Source organism: Pauljensenia sp. C0254C2 (genome assembly GCF_056583835.1).
Window position 1 is genome coordinate 1 of the sequence record NZ_JBWPJO010000007.1, and the last position, 18,980, is coordinate 18,980.

20 protein-coding genes are annotated in these 18,980 nt (G+C 60.0%); 9 read left to right on the forward strand and 11 right to left on the reverse strand.

From position 1 onward, the window contains the following. The first annotated feature begins 132 nt into the window (after window positions 1-132). The 3 genes from AC1DA5_RS06560 to pknB are packed head-to-tail and all read left to right on the forward strand — an operon-like array spanning window position 133 to window position 5,266. Window positions 133-1,587 carry a peptidoglycan D,D-transpeptidase FtsI family protein gene (locus AC1DA5_RS06560; RefSeq protein WP_480289604.1) on the forward strand — a complete coding sequence of 485 codons (1,455 nt, stop codon included), beginning with the start codon at window positions 133-135 and terminating at the stop codon, window positions 1,585-1,587. Next, window positions 1,584-3,299: a serine/threonine-protein kinase gene (locus tag AC1DA5_RS06565; protein WP_480289605.1), complete on the forward strand. Its 1,716-nt coding sequence runs from the start codon at window positions 1,584-1,586 to the stop codon at window positions 3,297-3,299. The genes AC1DA5_RS06560 and AC1DA5_RS06565 overlap by 4 nt, the downstream gene beginning before the upstream one ends. Then, the gene (gene pknB / locus AC1DA5_RS06570) at window positions 3,272-5,266 is read left to right on the forward strand and encodes a Stk1 family PASTA domain-containing Ser/Thr kinase (RefSeq protein ID WP_058237651.1); all 1,995 of its coding nucleotides are present in this window, start codon (window positions 3,272-3,274) and stop codon (window positions 5,264-5,266) included. The genes AC1DA5_RS06565 and pknB overlap by 28 nt, the downstream gene beginning before the upstream one ends. Before the next feature lie 49 nt (window positions 5,267-5,315). On the opposite strand, the gene AC1DA5_RS06575 is transcribed toward pknB, so the two are convergent. Genes AC1DA5_RS06575 through AC1DA5_RS06590 form a run of 4 tightly spaced genes read right to left on the reverse strand, consistent with a single transcriptional unit; the run spans window position 5,316 to window position 7,828 of the window. Next, a complete protein-coding gene (locus AC1DA5_RS06575) occupies window positions 5,316-6,047 on the reverse strand; it encodes an anthranilate synthase component II (protein WP_480289607.1) in 732 nt (243 codons plus the stop codon). Next, complete coding sequence (locus AC1DA5_RS06580; protein WP_193599985.1) at window positions 6,047-6,199, reverse strand: hypothetical protein; 153 nt, start codon at window positions 6,197-6,199, stop codon at window positions 6,047-6,049. Before AC1DA5_RS06580 ends, AC1DA5_RS06575 begins: the two co-directional genes overlap by 1 nt. Window positions 6,200-6,246: 47 nt before the next feature. Continuing rightward, on the reverse strand, window positions 6,247-7,008 hold the full coding sequence (locus tag AC1DA5_RS06585; RefSeq protein WP_480289609.1) for a class E sortase: 762 nt from the start codon (window positions 7,006-7,008) through the stop codon (window positions 6,247-6,249). Further along, on the reverse strand, window positions 7,001-7,828 hold the full coding sequence (locus AC1DA5_RS06590) for a DUF881 domain-containing protein (protein ID WP_257590343.1): 828 nt from the start codon (window positions 7,826-7,828) through the stop codon (window positions 7,001-7,003). The genes AC1DA5_RS06585 and AC1DA5_RS06590 overlap by 8 nt, the downstream gene beginning before the upstream one ends. A gap of 218 nt (window positions 7,829-8,046) precedes the next feature. Here AC1DA5_RS06590 and AC1DA5_RS06595 point away from each other — a divergent pair, with 218 nt between their 5' ends. After that, window positions 8,047-8,313, forward strand: a complete 267-nt coding sequence (locus tag AC1DA5_RS06595) for a cell division protein CrgA (protein WP_058237648.1) — start codon at window positions 8,047-8,049, stop codon at window positions 8,311-8,313. A gap of 78 nt (window positions 8,314-8,391) precedes the next feature. Here AC1DA5_RS06595 and AC1DA5_RS06600 read toward each other — a convergent pair whose 3' ends face one another. After that, window positions 8,392-9,297: a rhomboid family intramembrane serine protease gene (locus tag AC1DA5_RS06600; protein ID WP_227469223.1), complete on the reverse strand. Its 906-nt coding sequence runs from the start codon at window positions 9,295-9,297 to the stop codon at window positions 8,392-8,394. 143 nt (window positions 9,298-9,440) lie between these two features. Then, a complete protein-coding gene (locus tag AC1DA5_RS06605) occupies window positions 9,441-9,965 on the reverse strand; it encodes a peptidylprolyl isomerase (RefSeq protein ID WP_058237647.1) in 525 nt (174 codons plus the stop codon). Between the two features lie 201 nt (window positions 9,966-10,166). Between AC1DA5_RS06605 and AC1DA5_RS06610 the strand changes: the two genes are divergently transcribed. From AC1DA5_RS06610 to AC1DA5_RS06630, 5 genes are all read left to right on the forward strand, one after another. Next, window positions 10,167-10,895: a hypothetical protein gene (locus AC1DA5_RS06610; RefSeq protein ID WP_480289613.1), complete on the forward strand. Its 729-nt coding sequence runs from the start codon at window positions 10,167-10,169 to the stop codon at window positions 10,893-10,895. Window positions 10,896-11,271: 376 nt separating this feature from the next. Continuing rightward, entirely contained in the window at window positions 11,272-11,568 is a 297-nt protein-coding gene (locus AC1DA5_RS06615; RefSeq protein WP_480289614.1) for a GNAT family N-acetyltransferase, read from the forward strand. A gap of 66 nt (window positions 11,569-11,634) precedes the next feature. Continuing rightward, on the forward strand, window positions 11,635-11,874 hold the full coding sequence (locus AC1DA5_RS06620; RefSeq protein ID WP_480289616.1) for a hypothetical protein: 240 nt from the start codon (window positions 11,635-11,637) through the stop codon (window positions 11,872-11,874). A gap of 76 nt (window positions 11,875-11,950) precedes the next feature. Continuing rightward, window positions 11,951-12,379 carry an OsmC family peroxiredoxin gene (locus tag AC1DA5_RS06625; RefSeq protein ID WP_480289617.1) on the forward strand — a complete coding sequence of 143 codons (429 nt, stop codon included), beginning with the start codon at window positions 11,951-11,953 and terminating at the stop codon, window positions 12,377-12,379. Further along, window positions 12,372-12,761, forward strand: a complete 390-nt coding sequence (locus AC1DA5_RS06630) for a DUF488 domain-containing protein (RefSeq protein ID WP_480289619.1) — start codon at window positions 12,372-12,374, stop codon at window positions 12,759-12,761. Before AC1DA5_RS06625 ends, AC1DA5_RS06630 begins: the two co-directional genes overlap by 8 nt. A 180-nt stretch (window positions 12,762-12,941) precedes the next feature. Here AC1DA5_RS06630 and AC1DA5_RS06635 read toward each other — a convergent pair whose 3' ends face one another. The 5 genes from AC1DA5_RS06635 to serS form a co-directional block, all read right to left on the reverse strand. After that, window positions 12,942-13,892: a carbohydrate ABC transporter permease gene (locus AC1DA5_RS06635; RefSeq protein ID WP_480289621.1), complete on the reverse strand. Its 951-nt coding sequence runs from the start codon at window positions 13,890-13,892 to the stop codon at window positions 12,942-12,944. Window position 13,893: 1 nt separating this feature from the next. Beyond that, window positions 13,894-15,018, reverse strand: a complete 1,125-nt coding sequence (locus AC1DA5_RS06640; protein ID WP_227469227.1) for a carbohydrate ABC transporter permease — start codon at window positions 15,016-15,018, stop codon at window positions 13,894-13,896. Between the two features lie 11 nt (window positions 15,019-15,029). Continuing rightward, window positions 15,030-16,292 (reverse strand): ABC transporter substrate-binding protein, encoded by a 1,263-nt coding sequence (locus AC1DA5_RS06645; protein WP_480289624.1) that lies wholly within the window; start codon window positions 16,290-16,292, stop codon window positions 15,030-15,032. A 388-nt stretch (window positions 16,293-16,680) separates the two neighbouring features. Next, window positions 16,681-17,586: an HAD family hydrolase gene (locus AC1DA5_RS06650; protein WP_480289625.1), complete on the reverse strand. Its 906-nt coding sequence runs from the start codon at window positions 17,584-17,586 to the stop codon at window positions 16,681-16,683. Beyond that, on the reverse strand, window positions 17,583-18,854 hold the full coding sequence (gene serS / locus AC1DA5_RS06655) for a serine--tRNA ligase (RefSeq protein ID WP_480289627.1): 1,272 nt from the start codon (window positions 18,852-18,854) through the stop codon (window positions 17,583-17,585). Before serS ends, AC1DA5_RS06650 begins: the two co-directional genes overlap by 4 nt. Window positions 18,855-18,980: the final 126 nt, after the last annotated feature.

Genomic DNA, 18,980 nt, shown 5'->3' on the forward strand with positions numbered 1-18,980 from the left:
CACCCGCCCGATCCCCTCCTCAGCGATCAGTGGACACGCTTCTCACGCCGGTGACAATGCGCTGGCTCAGTCACGCTCCGCACGTGCCGATCACCGCACAACCGCCACTGCATCTGAGGGTGGTGAGGCACAGTGAACACGCAGATCCGCAGATTGTTCCTGTTGATGCTTGTCATGTTTGCCGCCCTGGCATGCGCGGCAACGTCTATCCAGTTCTTCCAGGCTCCATCCCTGAACGCAGATGGGCGTAATACTCGCACCATCTTGCACGCCGCAGAAATCGATCGTGGCCCCATTATCGTCGGTGGTGACGCCGTTGCTTCTTCCTTAAAGGAGGAGGGCTCTGCACGCTTCCAACGCTACTACTCGCAAGGCCCGCTCTACGCACATGTCACTGGCTACTTTTCTTCCGTGTTTTCTCAGGCCAGCGGCATTGAGCGCGCATCCGAAGACGTTCTGGATGGTCGGTCGGACGCCCTCCTGATGCATCGGATCCGCACCCTGTTCACGGGGTCGGAGCGTCAGGGCGGTGGCGTGGTTCTGACACTGAATGAACAGATGCAGCGGGTGGCAGCTGAAGCACTCGGTGCCAGGAAAGGCGCGGTGGTCGCCCTCGACCCAAAAACTGGAGCGGTACTGGCCTTGTATTCATCACCCAGCTACGATCCCAATCCACTGGCCTCTTTCGATGCTCAGACTGTTCAAAACGCCTATGACGCCCTGGTTGCCGACCCTGCGCAGCCGCTGACGAACCGTGCGATCGCGGGAAATCGGTACGCACCAGGGTCAGCGTTCAAGATCCTGACGGCAGCAGCCCTGCTCGAAAACGGCATGACACCCGATACGCCCGTCGATTCGCCGGTGGAGACACCACTGCCCGAGTCCACTACGACGGTGTCGAATATCGAATCCACAACCTGCGGCAACGGAAAACCTGCCTTGCGTGAAGCATTTGCCCGCTCCTGCAACACCTCCTTTGTCATTGCCTCTCAGCAGCTGCCTGACACGGCACTGGCCGACATGGCCGAGCGTTTTCAATTCGGAACGGAACTGTCCATTCCGCTGACGGTGACACCCTCGCGTTACCCGGAAGATGCCAATGCGCCTGAACGGGCGCTCACATCGATCGGACAGTTTGACGTCCAGGTGACCCCGATGCAGATGGCGATGGTGGCCGCGGCGGTGGGTAACCACGGCGTCATGATGAAGCCGCAGCTCATACGTGAGATCGTGGACGCCGATCTGCAGTCCACTCAGCAGATGACACCGACCAGGCTTGCTGAACCGATCAGCGCTGGTGTGGCCTCGCAGCTGACCTCGATGATGGTGTCAACGGTGAATGAGACGTACGGCACGGGCGGCCTGATGGCGCTGAGCAACTGGCAAGTGGCGGCAAAGACCGGCACGGCGGAAACGGGTGACGGGTCCGGCAAGGCCAATGCGTGGGCCGTTGCGTTCGCCCCGGCTGACGACCCGCAGATCGCGATAGCCGTTTTGGTGGAAGGTGATGATGAACAGCCTGTACCTCATGGTGGTGACACGGCCGGTCCGATCGCACGTGCCGTTATGGAGGCTGGCCTGCAATGAGTGAAGCAACGCATAACCATTACATGCCCGGACACTTGCTGGGCGGGCGCTACATGCTGCTCACGCGGATCGCACAGGGCGGCATGGGTGAAGTGTGGAAGGCACGTGATAAGCAGACCGGGCACATCGTGGCGGCCAAAGTGTTGCGGCCGGAACTGTCCGGCCATCAGCTTCCGCTGTCCCGTCTGCGCATCGAGGCACGTAACGCGATGCGTATCGAGCATCCCAACATTGCGTCTGTTCTGGATTCGGGCGAGGCCGGCGGGTATGGCTGGATCATGATGGAGTTGGTCGAGGGCCGCCCCCTGACGGACTACCTGCGCGGCGGGCGCACCCTGGAGGTGCGGGACATCATTCCGATGATGATTCAGGTGGCGATGGCTCTGCACGCAGCGGCAGCGGCAGGAGTGGTGCATCGCGATATCAAACCGGCCAATATCCTGATCAGGCCTGACGGAGTCGTCAAACTCACCGACTTTGGGATCTCCCGCACTGCCGATCAGGCCGCTTTGACAGCGGCAGGCATGGTGATGGGAACCGCTCAGTACCTGCCTCCCGAGCAGGCAATGGGTGAAGTGGCGACAACTCTTGGGGATCTGTACGCCCTTGGTGTCATTGCCTACGAAGCTGCATCGGGTAAGCGCCCGTTCACGGGAAAGACCCAGGTCGATATTGCGTTTGCGCACGTCAATGATCCTGTGTCGCCGCTGCCATCCAGCGTGCCTGAACCGTTTGCTCGGATCGTGATGAAGCTGCTGGAGAAGAACCCGAAGTCTCGTCCCCAATCCGGTGCGGCTCTGGCTCGTGAACTGGTTCAGGCTGCTCACACGCTGCACCTGTCGACAGCTCCCCGCCCGCTTCCTGCCCTTGAGATTACCGACGACACCACCGCTCAGCCGCCCGTCATCGCGCCGTCCCACCAGGACACGCCAGCCACGCCTGCCATGCCAGCGACTCCTGCCGGGGGTGGCCCTGCTCTCGCTGATGCAACAACGTCTGTCGCTCCCGTTCTGGATCTGACAATCGATACCACCATTGACGAGGATGCCCTCGACAAACCACTGGATCCCCGCGAGCGGCGTCGACGGGAACTGGTGGCTCGCCTCAAACAGCGCGCCGAGGAACGCCAGCGTCAGGAGCAGCGTCAACGCGAAGAAGTGGAAGCTCAGGCGACAGCGGAGCGCGAACGTGAGGCACATGAACGCCGCCTGCAGGCCGGTAGGCAACGTCAGGAGCGTCAGGAAGCGCTCAGGCGACAAAGCGCTCGTGCCACTGCGCAGGCACGCGACACCAAGCATGAGGCGTCCCGCAGTCACTCCGGGTCGACAGGGCGCTCCCCTGCCGCCTCGACTAAGAATCGCGCATCCGGTGCGTCGACAGCTGCGCACACATCTGGCTCGTCGACCGATGGTCGCCCACGCGTCCGGTGGCACGCAGTGGACCGTGCGAATGCGCGCAACGGGTTCAACAAGCACGATGAGGCGAGCTCGCCGACACCCACGCGCTTCAACCGTTCGCAGGTGTCACCGCCACTGACACGGCGCGATGTCCTGGGACGGGCGTTGATCATCGCACTGATCTTTGTCACGATCGTCCTGATCGTCATTGCCACCCTTTACAATAGATTTGGATCATTGTCTCTACCCCTAGGGATGAGTCAATTCATCATCGAGGAGGCTCACACATGGCCGATTCCATGGCCCACCGTCTAGGCGGACGCTACGAAATCCGCTCGCTCATCGGGCGAGGCGGCATGGCGGAAGTCCGCCTGGGATTCGACACGCGTCTGAGTCGCATCGTCGCGATCAAGATGCTGCGAACAGACCTGGCGCGCGATTCGATCTTCCAAACCCGTTTCCGCCGTGAAGCGCAGGCGGCAGCCTCTTTGAACCACCCCAATATCGTCGCCGTGTATGACACTGGCGAAGAGGTTGTCACCACGCCCGATGGTTCGGGAGTATCCGTTCCCTACATCGTGATGGAGTACGTCGAAGGACACACCGTTAAGGATCTGCTGGCTGACGGCACTCCGGTTCCGATCGACGAAGCGGTCGAGATCGTATCCGGCGTCTTGTCGGCACTGGAATATTCCCACTCGCAGTCGCTCGTCCACCGCGACATCAAGCCGGGCAACATCATGCTCACCACTGACGGCAAGGTCAAGGTGATGGATTTTGGTATCGCCCGCGCTCTGACAGATTCTCAGGCGACCATGACGCAGACCAATGCGGTTGTCGGCACGGCGCAGTACCTGTCCCCTGAGCAGGCCCGCGGTGAACAGGTCGACGCGCGTTCCGACTTGTACTCCACCGGCATCGTCCTCTTTGAACTGCTCACAGGCCGGCCGCCGTTCAAGGGAGATTCTGCCGTGGCCGTGGCCTATCAGCATGTCTCCTCGACGCCACCGCTGCCCTCGTCCATTACACCGGATATTCCTGAGTCGCTTGACCGAGTGGTGATGAAGTGCCTGGCGAAGGATCGTGAGGATCGGTACTCCTCAGCAGCATCGATGCGTTCTGACCTGATCCGGGCCGTACACGGTGCCGACGTGGATGCACCTGCCACCCAGGTGTGGGAGACGGCCGCACTGGCCAATGCGGGCAGCTCATCTGGTGCGACCGCCACGATGCCGTTGTCGCAGATGTCATCGCCTCCCCCACCACCGCCGAGCTATACGAACAGGAACCGTGCCCAGTACGCTGACACGTCTGTGGCGACCGAGGAGGAAGCAGAACCGCGCAAGAAGCGCACAGGTCTGATCGTCGCACTGGTGATTCTTCTGATCGGCGCGCTGGGAATCGGTGCGGTCGCCCTCATGCAGTCGAACAAGGATCCTGAAAAGGTCACCGTTCCTGATGCTCTGATCGGCATGACGCAGGAGGAAGCCAAACAGGCTGTCGAAGGTGCGGGGCTGGTCTTCGCCATTGGTGATCCCGTCGAATCGGAAGATGTGGAAGAAGGCCGCGTCGCTCAGTCTGATCCGCCGCCCTCCACCCAGGTCGAAGAAGGCTCGTCAGTTACTGTGTTCCTCTCCTCGGGACCAGCTTCCCAGCCCGTTCCTGATGTCACCGGCAATCCGGTGGATCAGGCGCGCACAATACTGGAAAACGCCGGTTTCGAAGTAAAGGTCTCAGACCAGAAGAAGCCATCCGATGATATTGCTGAAGGCAGCGTCGTCGAAACCTCACCGAAGGCTAAGGAAATGGCCAAGAAGGGATCGACGGTTACGCTCATCGTGTCCTCGGGCAGCAACCAGGTTGCCGTTCCTGATGTCAACGGAATGAGCCAGGAGCAGGCGCGCTCCGCGATCGAAGCAGCCGGACTGCGGGTCGGATCCGTCACGAGCGTCGATTCCGCCGAGCAGGCGAAGGATCGTGTCGTCTCCTCCGCACCCGCTGCCGGTGAAAAAGTCGCCAAGGATTCAGAAATCACGCTGCAGCTTGCGTCCGGAAATGTGGCTATCCCTGCCGGCCTTCCCGGCCAGTCCCAGGAAGCTGTGGTCAACGCTCTCAAGGAACTCAAACTGGTTCCGGATGTGTACGAGATGGACAGCAACGATGTCGCCAAGGGAATGGTCGTCAACGTTGAGCCCGGCGAAGGCCAGCTCGTCTCCCAGGGTGGCACGGTGAAGGTGTACGTCTCGAGGGGATCGTCCTCAGGCTCTCAAAGTGGCAACTAAGTAATCGACGGTAAGCGCCGGCTCGGTGCCGGGCCCCACGGTCGGCCCGTTAGTCGGTTAGCTCAGAGCGCTCGGCAACCACAGGTGTCAGCTCACGTGCGCGCCTGGGCGCGTCCGCGTCACCGCAGGCTGCCAACCAGTTGGCCAGCATGAGGTGGCCCGAGCGCGTCATCACCGATTCAGGATGGAACTGCACGCCCTCAAGAGGAAGCTCTCTGTGGCGCAACGCCATGATGATGCCACTGTCCGTGGTCGCACTGACCTCCAGGCACTCCGGCACCGTCGCAGGATCGACAACCAGCGAGTGATAACGCGTGACGGTGAGAGGATTCTCCGCGCCGGCGAAAACACCGCGCCCATCGTGCGTAATCGGTGAGGTCTTACCGTGCATCAATTCGGGAGCGCGCACCACGTCCGCTCCGAAATACTCACCCAGTCCCTGATGCCCCAGGCACACTCCCAGCATCGGTACGTGCCATCTGGCACACACATCGATCACATCAAGCAGGCTTCCTGCCTCCTCGGGTCGGCCTGGCCCGGGTGAGACGAGCACGCCGTCATACGTACGCTCACCATCAGCAGCGGCCCCGTAGGCGCCCTCGTCAATGAGGGAAAGATCCACCTGGTCGTTACGCACGACGTCCACGTGCGCGCCGAGGTGACGCAGGTAGCCGACGATGGTCCAGACGAATGAGTCATAGTTGTCCACGCACAGGATTCGACGCTGGCGCGGAGCAGATTCGGTTGGGGCCATTGACGAGTCGTTTCCAGGTGTTGTCATCAGACGGTGACGTTCCCGTCAATGTAAGTGGACTGGAACCACGGGAACACCCATTGGAACAGCACGGCGATGACAAGAACGATCAGCAAAATAGCCTCGATGGTCTTGAGCCAGGCCGGGCCAGGTAGGTGGCGGAAAATCCATGCGTACATGTTGGTCGAATCCTCTCTTCACACGCGGGGCAAGACAAATACGGCGGTCATTTCGCAGGCTCGCTGGCCAGTGCTGCAGGAACACCGGTTTCCTTGGGCGTCCACGAATCCAGCTTGAGGTGCACGATGTATCGCTCCGTGTTCGACCACTCGGGATGGCACGTCGTCATCGTCATCCACCGCTCGGTAGGGGTTTCAGAAAAACTGAGGTCGCCGGGGACTGGAGCGATCGTCTTGATGTTTGTTTCATCGTCGGCGGAGTAGATCTCGAAATTGTCCATCGTGTACACGTAGTACGTGTTGGCCGTTTCGACAACGACCTGGTCACCAGGTTCGAGGCGGTCAATGAAACGGAAGTTATTGCCGTAGGTTCGCCTGTGCCCGGCGACAGAGAAATTGCCGAGGGCGCCCGGCTGAGCCGTTTCCACGTAGTGCCCGGCATACGCTTTCGCGAGCACATCGGGAGTGGTGCCTTCAGCAAGCGGAATCTTTGCCCAGTTCCATTTCGGCACGTGAACAACGCCGTACACCTCACCAGGAGCAGGCTGATCGATCGCCGGTGGTTCATCCGTGCGCCGTTCACCTGATTTTTGCGGGGCCTGGTGTTCCTGTTCGAATTGCAGAACCATTTCCTGCGCCGGCCCGCTGACTTGGTAGCTCGTCCAGAACAACTGCCAGAACGCGAAGAGGCCCAGGATGATGGCAACGGTGATGAGCAACTCACCGATCACTCCGATGATGCGGGTCGGCAATGATGCTGGGGCGCTCTCAATCCTCCGGACGTGAGCCGGTGTGCCTGAACTAGCCATGATCCTCCACAATGCGCGCGTACTGAGGTGAAGTGTCTTCGGGCAGTGCGGTGAATGTCAAGTCCTTTTCTTCATCCAGACGCCAGCCCAGGCCGTACTTCACGACATACCTCTTATAGTTGATTATTCTCTCATCTGAATTGATTGCTCGCTTGAGGCGATCAGGATCGCCTATGGCGGAAATCGCATACGGCGGTGAATACGAGGTGCCGTCCACCAGGATGACGTTGCCGATACAGCGAATGACCGAGCGTGACGTGACGCGCTTGCCCTGCACCGTCATCGCTTCCGCACCGCCGCGCCACAACGCATTCATCACATCTTCAATGTCCTGCTGGTGAATCACCAGATCGTCGGGCTGGGCGCCCTCGGGCAGAATCTGATCTGCAGGCGCGTCAGTGAGCGTGACGGTGACACCCGGCCCCTGAACAGCGGTAGTCGTTCCGATCGGGATTGACGAGGCAGCTCCCTCATTCGTTGCAGGATCGTCACTCGATGAGGTGGTGTCCACGTAGCGATGGATGGATTCGCGCAGGCTGTTGCGCTGATCTGTCAGCTCCTGAACGGTTTCCTGCCTGTCTCGCACCATGGACAGCAGGTTGACGTCGCTGCTTGATGCCTGGCCCCGCGTATTGGAGGCCGCTACGCCGAAGACGACGCCGCAGGTGACCATCACGACCAGGATTGCCAGTGCTGAGCGGGTTTTCTTCCACGTTCGTCTCTTGGGCGAACGCTCCCCTGAACGTTTACGTGGTGGATCCATCCTCGCACGCGGGGCATAGCTCGGCGGAGGTGACTGCGGCGAATCGCTGTCGCTCATCATCCCTCCTGACTGGTCGGACCATATCTGAGCGGTGGGTGCATCACGTTGGCAGGCGGCAGACCACAGTGAGATAGACCGAAAACGACCACCGCGCGTCGATCGCTTTGGCCGATACCCCACTCCGAGACTACGCTAGAGGATATCCAGGCGCATAACGCGCCACGGCAGTTATTCAAGTCCCGGCCCCATTCCGGGAGAGCGATCAGGAGTAGGTTGTGGCCGAGTCGAAAAAACGCAAGCGCAAAAGCGGCGAAGTAGCTGAGCAGGATACCGAAGTCCACTCATGGACTGAAGACATCCCCATGAGCCCATCGTGGTGGGCTCCGGCTTTCATTACACTGCTCATTGTTGGCCTGGTGTGGGTCATGGTGTACTACATCTCGTCCGCACGCTTCCCGATCCCCGGTATCTCATGGTGGAACCTGGTCATCGGTTTCGGCATTATGCTGATCGGTTTCCTGATGACGCTGCGCTGGCGGTAAGCTCGGCTGCTCGGCGAGCACGCTGACTTCATTTACCATGCGGCGGCGCTCACCTCACCTCGTCCGCCCGTAAACCGACTAGTAGTTCAAAGCGAGCAACGCGGCATATTCCACAGCCACCACGGCGCACACGGCGATCAGCATTCCTGCACCGGCCAGTGCGCTGATGCGTGTCTTGCGCGTGGCCTCGGCCTGACGGTTGACGACGACCTCACCGCTCCTGCGACGCGGCGGGCGCCTCATGATATGCGCAAAGCCCCACGTCACCAGCGCGCCCACGATCATGCCGCCGACATGCGCCTGCCAGGAAATATTGGGCACGATGAAGCCGTAACCGAGGTTGATTGCCAGCAGGATCAGAATCGATGTCGTATTGATCCCGCTCATCTTCTGAAGGACGAAAATCGCGGCGAACAGGCCGAATACGGCGCCCGACGCCCCAACAGTGGTCACCAACAGTGTTTGTCGGCTGACGAAGCACCAGGCCAGGACACCGGCACTGCCACCGATCGCGCTGGCGATATACAGGATGAGGAAACGCCACCATCCAAGCACAGGCTCGATGCTCGAGCCGACGAACCACAGTGCGACGAGGTTGAACAGGATGTGCAGGACGTTGGCATGCAGGAATGCAGTCGTCAGAATTCGCCAAGGCTCAAGCCATCCGATCGCCGGCATGAACGCCAGGGAACTGTAGACCTGCGGAATGAGCTTCATCGCCACGAATGTCACTGCGCACAGGCCAATAAGCACCATCGTCACTGTCGGTTTTTGAGTCCAGCGCATCTGACGGCGTCCGCGTCGGCCTCGTTTCTTCGCACAGTCCACACACATGGCGCGCACTTCCACCGGTACACGGCACTGCGAGCACATCGGACGGTTACATACCTTGCAGTAGTCGATGGACTGCACATCAGGGTGGCGTGGACACGGCGGAGCCGCATTCGGGTCTGAACGCTGACCGTACTGAGGCATCTTGGCCATACTCATCCTTTGTTCGAACTCACCGTTGGAAGGGCTGCGCCCGCCACAGTGGACGAGGGCGTCCCATCCGGCTGTCAGGGCTGGCAGTATCCAGCTTACCGGTGGTCGCCCTCGTCACTGATGATGCAGGCATCAGCCCGCGTCTACTTGTCAAGAATCTCCACGGATTCAATCACGACGTCTTCGCGCGGCTTGTCGCGTCCGTCGGTGGGAACCTGTGCGATCGCGTCGACGACGCTGCGTGACTCATCGTCGGCCACCTTGCCGAAGATCGTGTGCTTGCCCTGCAGCCACTGGGTCGGTGCGACGGTGATGAAGAACTGGGATCCGTTGGTGCCCTTCCCCATGCGGGTTCCGGCGTTGGCCATTGCCAGGACATACGGCTCGTTGAAGTTCAGTTCCGGATGGATTTCATCATTGAACTGGTAGCCGGGACCTCCTGTGCCGGTGCCGAGCGGGTCACCTGTCTGGATCATGAAACCGTCGATGACGCGGTGGAAGATCACGCCGTTGTACAGCGGTGAGCTCATTTCCTGACCGGTGCCGGGGTGCGTCCACACGCGCTCACCGGTTGCCAGCCCCACGAAGTTCTTCACCGTGAACGGTGCATGGTCGGGGTACAGGTCCAGGCGGATATCGCCTTGTGAAGTATGAAGAATAGCTTGCATGAATCTATAGTGACAGATTTTCCGCCTGTGAGCACGCGTGTGGGCAGCCGTTCGCCCAGCGCGCATTTTACGTAAATGGTCACTGTCTGCCGGCCTTTTATGGTGTGATTGAAGTGCATTGAATCGTGTGACGGTGCACAATAGGGGGGAAGACCCTTTGCGTCATTCGTCGCAATGAAGAAACAAGATCCGGAGGCATCAATGGCTAAGAAACACCAACTCGATCCGGAGCAGATTAAATCTGATGCCGTTCAGCTGGGGTCCACTCTGGCTGAGCAGGCTCATGCCGCTGCCGAAAAGGTCGCTGACCTGGCGGAACAGGGCTTGGACTGGGCCGGCCCGCGCGCTCAGGAGGTATTGGATAATGCTCGCAAGACTGCAGACAGCACCCGCAAGTCTGCCCAACCTTACATTGACGAAGCGACTGACCGTGCCCGCGATGCTGCAGACAAGGTTCGTCCCGTGATTGAAGAAGCACGTAAGCGTGCCGAGGATGACTACCTGCCTCGCGTGAACCGCGCATGGACGGAAGCAACGGCTGCCGCTCAGACTGACGGTGACCTGATCGAACGCGCTCGCCGCGCTGCCGATGCCGGATCACATGCGTTGACCACGCCGACCCCAAAGCGTAAGTCACACCGCGTTGCCAAGTGCCTCGGCTGGACGGCACTGGGGCTGAGCGCCGCTGGTGTGGGATACCTGTTGTGGCGTCGAAGCCAGCCGATCGAAGATCCGTGGGCCGAGGAATACTGGGCTGACCTGGACACCGATGTTGAACTGCCTGACGTTGAGGTGGAAAGCGCTGATGACGCGCAGGGCGCGTCGCAAACCCCGACCGACGAGGAAAAGGCTGCGGCTGAAGAGGCTGCTCAGGCCAAGCTTGAAGCCGATGAGAAGGCCAACAAGGAAGCTGAAGAAGCTGCCAAGTAAGGCCTCCAGCGCGGGCACGTGAAAGAGGGACGCTTCCTTTACGAGGTGTCGTCTTTCTGAGCGCCCGCAGGGCTGTGAACTGCTGACCGGCGTGTGCGTCTGCGTGACGTGCACGCCGGTTTGCTTTCACGGGGCGGGCGCGGTTTGCTTTCATGGGTCGGCGCCGGTTTGCAGTTGGCTGTGAGGAGACTGCACGGGGAGGCGCTCTTACCTTGACCAGTTGATCCGACGCTCCCGTAGCACCTTGACCAGTTGACTAAGACCTTTGCCTGTTGATAGTTCAAAGTCTTATACCTTGATCCGTTGATTTCTACCTTGAGCGCTTGATTGAGGCGCGCGCCAATTCCGCGCGATCGGTGCCGACACCGAGCAGATCATGGCGCTGTTTGCCCGCGAAGCTGATCGGATGCAGCGCGATGGACTTGATCAGTGGCAACCTGGCATCTATCCATTGACCGAGCATATTGAGGCAGATATTCGAAGCGGCTACGGATGGGTGGTTGCCAGCAGAGGAGACGTCCTGGCCTATCTGAGTATCGACGACACTCCCGACCCGTTTTACGATGCGGGCAATCTGACGTGGAAGACTCCGCGCGAGGGAACATGGGTGATGCACCGACTGATCGTTGCCGAAGAAGCTCGCGGAATGGGACTGGCTCAGCAAGCTGATTGAATTCGCTGTGACGCAGTCACCGAACGGGTATCTGCGCGTGGATACGGATCCGAAAAACACGCCCCCATGCGGGCACTGTTTGAGCGGCTCGGATTCCGTGACGCTGGATTGCTGACCTATCACGAATTCAACGATTTGCAATGCGTGACCTACGAGCGCTGGGTGCACTCGGTCGTGCGGCGACAGATGAGCCAACACGTCCAGGTGCACCCGGCCAGGTTCGGCTGGATGTGGCAGCGCCGCCAGGCGCCAGCACTGCATTCCCACGCGCATGGCCTCACCCCGGATAATCTCGCCGTGCGCTGAATATTTCCATTGAGGGCGCGCCGAGCCGGCAAATAGGGTAGACATGAAGTGCACATCCACTATGAGAGGAGTCACAATGGCGAATTCAACTGTGAGCACTGCGAGCACCCACTGGGAAGGTGGCCTGACAGACGGCGCCGGACAAACGACACTCGAAACTTCCGGTGTGGTCACACTGGACGTCGCGTGGGGCAAGCGCACTGATCCAGGCCAGGGCACCACGAACCCCGAAGAACTCATCGCAGCGGCCTTTGCCACCTGCTATTCGATGGCACTGACCAACGAGCTGACCGAAAACGGCCATACGCCTGAATTCCTCGACACCACTGTTGAGGTCTCCTTCAACCCCAAGGACGGCATTTCCGGAGCCAAACTCACCGTCAGCGGTAAGGTTCCCGGCCTCGATGCTGACGCATTCAAGGAAAAGGCTGAGTGGGCGAAGGACAACTGCCCCGTTTCCAAGGCACTTGGTGGCCTCAACAAAGAGCTTGTCGTGAATGCCTGAGTTTCATCTCAAACGCATCCACGAGGACCCGGAGCCGTCTGACGGCCTCCGGGTTCTCGTCGATCGCCTCTGGCCAAGGGGGATCTCCAAAAAGCGCGCCGCACTGGACGAATGGAACAAAGACCTGCCACCATCACCGCAGCTGCGCACCTGGTTCGGACACCGACCCGAACGTTTTGAGGAGTTTGCACACAGGTACCGTCAGGAACTGGCTGACAGCGGAGCTGCACGCGATTTCGTGGAAAACCATCTCACCTGTGATGTTGTCACGCTGCTCATCGCAGCAAAAGACCCCGAGCACAACCACGGATTGGTGCTGCAGGGCGTTCTCACCACACTTGCCGCTGAGCGTGCGGATCGCCAGCAATGCGGATCACCATGACAGCACGAACCGATGACACTGCCCATTTGTCTCAGTAGCGACGCAGCGACGCCCTCGTTCAACCATGTATGACGGAGTTGACGAGTTCGACTGTGGACGTCGCCCCTGTCACATGTGAATAACACAAGGGGCGCCCCGGAGTTCACACCCCGAGGCGCCCCTTGAGATATGTGTACGGGATCAGCCCTTCACGGATCCGCGGGTCACACCCGAGATCACCCAGCGCTGAGAGAACACGTAGACCAGCAGCAGCGGAGCCATCGCCATCAGGTAGGAGGCGAATGCCACCGAGTAGTCCAGGTTGAACTGTCCCTGGAACACATACTGTGCCAGCGGCAGCGTGCGGTGCGCCGGGTCGGTCAGCACAACCAGCGGCAAGATGAAGTCATTCCATGCCCACACGCACGTGATGATTCCGACCGTCGCATTCATCGGAGTGAGCAGTGGGAAAATCACCTGCCAGAACACACGCCACGTGGATGCGCCATCCACGCGCGCCGCCTCTTCCAGCTCAATGGGAATCGAGCGGATGTAGGAGACGTAGATGAACGAGTTCATCGACAATCCGAAGATCGTGTACAGGATGACCATGCCGATGGGTCGATCCAGGTGCAGGATTGACATCTGCTTGATGATCGGCAGCATGATGATCGGGAACGGGATGAACAGTGCCGACAGCAGGTAGTAGAACGCGCCCTTGAAGAACGGCTTATGCAGGTTACGTGCAATCGCCCAGGACACGATCGACGAGGTCAAAATCGTGAACACCAGGGTCAGTGCTGTGACGAACACGGTGTTGACCAGCGCGTGTTTGAAGTCGGCACGTTCCCACGCGTCCGCGAAGTTCTGCCAGCGGATCGAGGTCGGCAGTTCAAACCCGTTGCCGTTGAGCACCTGATCAGGCGACTTGAGCGCAACAACCACGGCGAGGTACATCGGGATCAGCACGCCCAGAGACGTGAACAGGATAAACAGCGTGGCCACCCAGTTGATGCGGCGCCTCTTTGAAGGGCGTATCTTGCGCGTCGCGGTGTTGGTCAAGTTCTGCCCGGCTGTCCCTCGCGCCGAGGGCGACGACGTTGACGAGGACGTTGATTCGATCGGTGTGCCTGGTGTCATGGGAGCAGTCATGTTACTTTCCCTCCCCACGTTGCAAAATTCTGAATTGGAACAGCGACACGATGGTGATCACCACGAAGAAGAACACCGCGTTTGCTGTCTGGTAGGCGAACTCACCGCCGGTGAAGCCGCCTCGGTAAATCAGGACGGAGACCGATTCGGTTGCCGTGCCCGGTCCGCCGTCGGTCAGCGCGATGATCGGGTCGAAGACCTGCAGGAAGCTCTTCAAACTCAGCACCATATTGAGGGTGAAGAAGGGGCCGATCAGTGGGAACGTGATCTTCCAGAACTGTTGCCACGAGTTCGCACCATCCAGTGCGGCAGCCTCGTACACATCGTCTGGAACGGTTTGCAGTCCGGCCAGGTACAAGATGATCGCGAATGCGCTTGCCTGCCACACGGCCAGCGTGATGATCGCTCCCCATGCGGCGATCGGGTGCGTCAAAATGTTGTCTCTGAACAGCGGAATGCTGGAGAAAATCTTCGGCAACGATGTTGAGAACATGAATTTGAAGACGTAGCCGATGATCAGCACCGACAGGACGTAGGGGATGAAGAACACGCCCCTGAAGAAGTTACGGGCCAGAATGTTCGAGTTCAGCGCCACGGCGATGATCAGCGAGATCACGTTCGTCAGGATCGTGGCGATGATGGCGAAAATGAAGGTGGCCGCATAGGCGTGGAACATGCGCTCGTCGCGGAAAATGTTGATGTAGTTGGAGATTCCAACGAATTTCCACGTTCCGTATCCCGCATAGTTGGTGAACGAGAAGAACACGCCGATCAGGACGGGCAGTGTATGGAACAGTGCGAACGCAATGAGCGCGGGCACGACAATCATCGTGTACGTGCGGTCCTTGGTGGGCGACACCGTCCGTCGCTTCCCCTTATCTGAACCGGATCTGCGTGCGGACGAGGCCGAGGACTTAGCCGAGAGCGTGCCCGATGAGGCCGTACCCGACACGGCCGTAGCCGTTGCCGTGGTGGTCACCGAACGTGCAGGTTCACTCGCCGTTGCTGTGTCTCGTGAGCGCATGCGTTCGCGCAACTGTGGCGGCAGGTCAACCATGCGGCCGTCTTCGCCGTCCGTGCTGCCGGCATTGTGCGATCCGGCGCCAGCACCAGGTGTTGATGACATGGATTTTCCTTTCACTCCACAGTGCGTGCAGCGTATTCACGCCACTGGCGATCCAGCTGCTGCAGTGTCACTGATGGGTCTGCGTCAAACAATCCTTGCTGGACCAGAGGGTCCAGTCGGATAGAGGCGGGAACGTGGTGGTCCACGAATCCTGCGATGTGGCCTCCATCGAAGAACGGAGCCAGTTCCTGAATTGCCGGATCATCCGGGTAGTCAGCTTCCCTGAGGGAGGGGAACATGGATTGCGACTTCGCGACCTTCTCGATGACTTCAGGCTGGAAGAGGTAGTCGAAGAAGCGGCGTGCCTCTTCAGGGTGCGCCGCCCCCTTCCCCATCGTCACAACGACGTCCACGCCAGTCACCAGCAGGCGCTGGTCGGCGCCCTCACCTTCGGGAGCCGGATACGGGAAAATTGCCGCATCCACGTCGGGGTTTGCCTGACGGATCGGATTGAGCGCCCAGATACCCTGCATCAGCATGGCGACTTCACCGTTGGCAAATGCGGCGTTGCCGTCGTCGTAGGTTCGGGCACGCCATCCGTCCTGTGCGTATCCGAATAAGGTGAGTTGGCGCTGCATCGGTTCGGTGAAGTTCTTCTGGAACGACACCGCCGAATCCGGCCCGATACTCGTACCCTGCTCGCGCATGGTGTCGAAGAACCCGTCGCGCGCGGCGTAGGCGCCCAACCCATTAAATGAGGGCAGTGTGGTCCACGCGTCGGCCACCGTCCCGTAGAACGGTGTGATGCCAGCGGCCTTGAGCTTTTCACACACATCGAGCAGTTCTTCCCATGTGGAGGGAACTTCCAGGCCCTGTTCCTTGAAAATCTGGCGGTTGTAGATGATGCCGTCTGCGTTGTTCAGATAGCCGACACCGTTGACTTCGCCTTCCGCATTTCCCAGGTCAGCCAGAATGTCCTGCACAGCCGGGTTAATGTGCTCAAGCAGCGGGTCACCTGAAAAGTCGTGGAAGACGCCGGCTCGTGCCAGGTCAGCGAATTTTCCGTTACCGTTCAGGGTGATGACATCCGGCGGGCGGTTCTTCACCAGGAGCGTACGGATCGCGGTGTCCGCATCTGCCGATTGGTTAATGACTATGTCAATGTCGGGATTTTCGGCCTCAAAATCGGCCGCGATTTCTTCGAAATCTGTTTTGGCTTCACCTTTGAACTGGAAAAAGTCCAGTTCGGTTTTCTCCTGCGCCTGGGGCGTCCCGCAGCTCGCCAATGCTCCACATGCGCATACAGCCAGAGCCGCAATCAGTGCTCGTCGCATTCGTGGTTGCCGAGGGGGACGTGTGGCACCGTGAGCATCTGGCTTGGATGTGTGCGTAAATGATGAGCACTGTGATTCGAGCGGAGAATGCTCCAGGGGCGATGCGTGTGAATACATCGTGACATCTCCTGCCTTCAAATGTGTGGACTGAGCGCTCATTCACCCCTGCGGCATACGCAAGCGAGTCGGCGTTCAACGTGTGTGACGGGTGCTCCTCGTATCGGCCGTAACCATTACGATAAGCCACTTCATTTATATCTCATTGGCCACGAACGTGAGGGGCCGAGGGTCCTTTTTGTCAGCAATAACTCGGTTTTGACACCTGACAGACACCGTTTGCGTGTCGAGCCGCCAGTCGCCGTCCTCAGGTCCGTGACAAGCCGGTGAGTCAGAAGCGATTCAAAATCGCGCGAACCAGAGCAGCAGCGCCGTCATTCTCCACCGACCCGGTCACCGCGTCGGCATGACTGCGCACGTCCTCATCAGCGCCGCCCATCGCTACGCCGTGCGCGGCCCACTGCAGCATCGGGATGTCATTCGTTCCATCCCCCACCGTGACGATGCCGCTGTGGGGCACCTGCAGGTACTCGGCCAGTTCTTCCAGACCGGTCGCCTTGGTAAAGCCGCGAGGACCGACATCCACCCAGGACGTCCATCCGATCGCCACTTCATGTGTGTCAGCCAGGCCAGTCTGCGCGATCGCCTCGCTGAATTCTTCACGCGTCAACGACGGCGCACGGCCAACGAGTTTGGTGCTGGGAGCGCTGCGCAGGTTCTCCATCGATTCGACGCGGAACGTTTCGATCAGCTCACCATGTGGGAACGGCGCAGAAACAGCGTATCCATAGTCGCGTTCTGACCCGATCAATGCATCCGGCATGACCTGGCGTAACGCGTCAATTGCTTCTGCGGGATTGAAACTGTGCCGGCGCACCACGCGTCGACCACCCTCGAGCTGAGGATCCCACTGACCCATCGTGGTGCCGTTCGAACACACCGCCCACCCCTGACTGGCTTTCAGATAGCCAAAGACCGGGTCGACGGCATTGACGCCTCGCCCAGTGGCGATCACCATCTTCATTCCGGCAGCAACACCGTCATGGAATGCGCTGATGACACGCTCAGAGGCACCCTCGGGAAGCAACAATGTGCCGTCAACGTCCAGGGCGACCATGATTTTGGTCGGATCGCCGGGAAGTGACGAGGGCAGGCCGGCCTCGGCCCTCGCGACGAGTTCATCGAAGGGGATGGCCTGCTCGCCGGACGGGGGCGGTGTGAGGAGCGGGATGCTCACCGCGGCTCCAGGACGTCGATTCCACCCAGGTAGGGCCGCATTGCTTCAGGCACGCGCACGGCCCCGTCTTCACGCTGATGGTTCTCCAGGATCGCGACGAGCCAGCGGGTTGTCGCCAGTGTGCCGTTGAGCGTGGCAACCGGGAACATCTGGCCATCGCGGCGCTCTCGAATGCCCAGGCGCCGGGCCTGGAAGGTTGTGCAGTTCGATGTGGAGGTGACCTCCATGTAGCGCTGCTGGGTCGGCAGCCATGCCTCGCAGTCGAACTTGCGTGCTGCCGAGGTGCCGAGGTCGCCGGCCGCAGTATCGATGACGCGGTAGGGCAGTTCCATCTTCGCCAGCATCTCTTCTTCCCACGCAAGGAATTTCTTGTGCTCCTCTTCAGCGTCCTCAGGGCGGCAGAACGAGAACATTTCCGCCTTGTTGAACTGGTGGACACGGATAATGCCGCGCGTGTCGCGCCCGGCTGCCCCAGCTTCGCGCCGGTAGCAGGTTGACCATCCGAGGTAATGCTTCGGGCCGTCACTCAGGTCCAGAATCTCACCCATGTGGTAGCCCGCGAGCGCCACTTCGGAGGTGCCCACCAGGTACAGATCGTCAGCAGGCAGGTAGTAGATTTCATCGGAATGCTCGTTGAGGAATCCTGTGCCACCCATGACCTGCGGCGTCACCAGCGTCGGCGTCATCATCGGAGTGAAACCTGCAGCGACAGCCTGATCCAGCGCCATGGTCATCATCGCCAGCTCCAGGCGCGCGCCGATTCCCTTGAGGTAGTAGAAACGCGATCCTGAAATCTTGGCGCCGCGTTCGACGTCAATTGCGTCCAGTTTTTCACCGATTTCCAGGTGATCTTTCGGCTCGAACCCTTCGGCCGCGAAGTCACGCGGATCGGGGCCTTCATGGCGCAGCACCACGAAGTCTTCTTCACCACCGGTGGGCACTCCCGGCAGAATCAGGTTCGGCAGCATGCGTGCCAGTTTGTCGGCTTCTTCGCCTGCTTCGTTCGATGCGGCCTCAGCATTCTTGACCCGCGCAGCCAGTTCCTTGGCCTCAGCCAGGATTGCGGGCCGCTCTTCCTTACTGGCACGCCCCACAGATCGAGAGACCTCTTTTTGCTGCGAGCGCAGCTGCTCGAATTCCTGGAGCAGTTCACGCCGCTTCGTGTCGGCTTCGAGGATTCGGTCCACCAGTTCCACGTCTGCGCCGCGCGCACGCTGTGAGGCGCGGGCCGGTTCGGGATCTTCTCGCAAGGCACGCATATCAATCATGTGTTCATGGTAGTTCAGATACACCGCCCGTTACTACCGCGCCAGCGGGGAGGGGTCGCGGGCATGTGCGGTGACGCCCCTCAATCGCGCGCACACGGCAGGGTTGGTCAACTATAGTTCGTGGGT

Bases quoted from the DNA above. Each gene is read 5' to 3' on its own strand.
- AC1DA5_RS06565 (WP_480289605.1), top strand. From the start codon at position 1,584: ATGAGTGAAGCAACGCATAACCATTACATGCCCGGACACTTGCTGGGC.
- pknB (WP_058237651.1), top strand. From the start codon at position 3,272: ATGGCCGATTCCATGGCCCACCGTCTAGGCGGACGCTACGAAATCCGC.
- AC1DA5_RS06575 (WP_480289607.1), bottom strand. From the start codon at position 6,047: ATGACAACACCTGGAAACGACTCGTCAATGGCCCCAACCGAATCTGCT.
- AC1DA5_RS06580 (WP_193599985.1), bottom strand. From the start codon at position 6,199: ATGTACGCATGGATTTTCCGCCACCTACCTGGCCCGGCCTGGCTCAAG.
- AC1DA5_RS06585 (WP_480289609.1), bottom strand. From the start codon at position 7,008: ATGGCTAGTTCAGGCACACCGGCTCACGTCCGGAGGATTGAGAGCGCC.
- AC1DA5_RS06590 (WP_257590343.1), bottom strand. From the start codon at position 7,828: ATGAGCGACAGCGATTCGCCGCAGTCACCTCCGCCGAGCTATGCCCCG.
- AC1DA5_RS06600 (WP_227469223.1), bottom strand. From the start codon at position 9,297: ATGGCCAAGATGCCTCAGTACGGTCAGCGTTCAGACCCGAATGCGGCT.
- AC1DA5_RS06605 (WP_058237647.1), bottom strand. From the start codon at position 9,965: ATGCAAGCTATTCTTCATACTTCACAAGGCGATATCCGCCTGGACCTG.
- AC1DA5_RS06610 (WP_480289613.1), top strand. From the start codon at position 10,167: ATGGCTAAGAAACACCAACTCGATCCGGAGCAGATTAAATCTGATGCC.
- AC1DA5_RS06615 (WP_480289614.1), top strand. From the start codon at position 11,272: ATGGCGCTGTTTGCCCGCGAAGCTGATCGGATGCAGCGCGATGGACTT.
- AC1DA5_RS06620 (WP_480289616.1), top strand. From the start codon at position 11,635: ATGCGGGCACTGTTTGAGCGGCTCGGATTCCGTGACGCTGGATTGCTG.
- AC1DA5_RS06625 (WP_480289617.1), top strand. From the start codon at position 11,951: ATGGCGAATTCAACTGTGAGCACTGCGAGCACCCACTGGGAAGGTGGC.
- AC1DA5_RS06630 (WP_480289619.1), top strand. From the start codon at position 12,372: ATGCCTGAGTTTCATCTCAAACGCATCCACGAGGACCCGGAGCCGTCT.
- AC1DA5_RS06635 (WP_480289621.1), bottom strand. From the start codon at position 13,892: ATGACTGCTCCCATGACACCAGGCACACCGATCGAATCAACGTCCTCG.
- AC1DA5_RS06640 (WP_227469227.1), bottom strand. From the start codon at position 15,018: ATGTCATCAACACCTGGTGCTGGCGCCGGATCGCACAATGCCGGCAGC.
- AC1DA5_RS06645 (WP_480289624.1), bottom strand. From the start codon at position 16,292: ATGCGACGAGCACTGATTGCGGCTCTGGCTGTATGCGCATGTGGAGCA.
- serS (WP_480289627.1), bottom strand. From the start codon at position 18,854: ATGATTGATATGCGTGCCTTGCGAGAAGATCCCGAACCGGCCCGCGCC.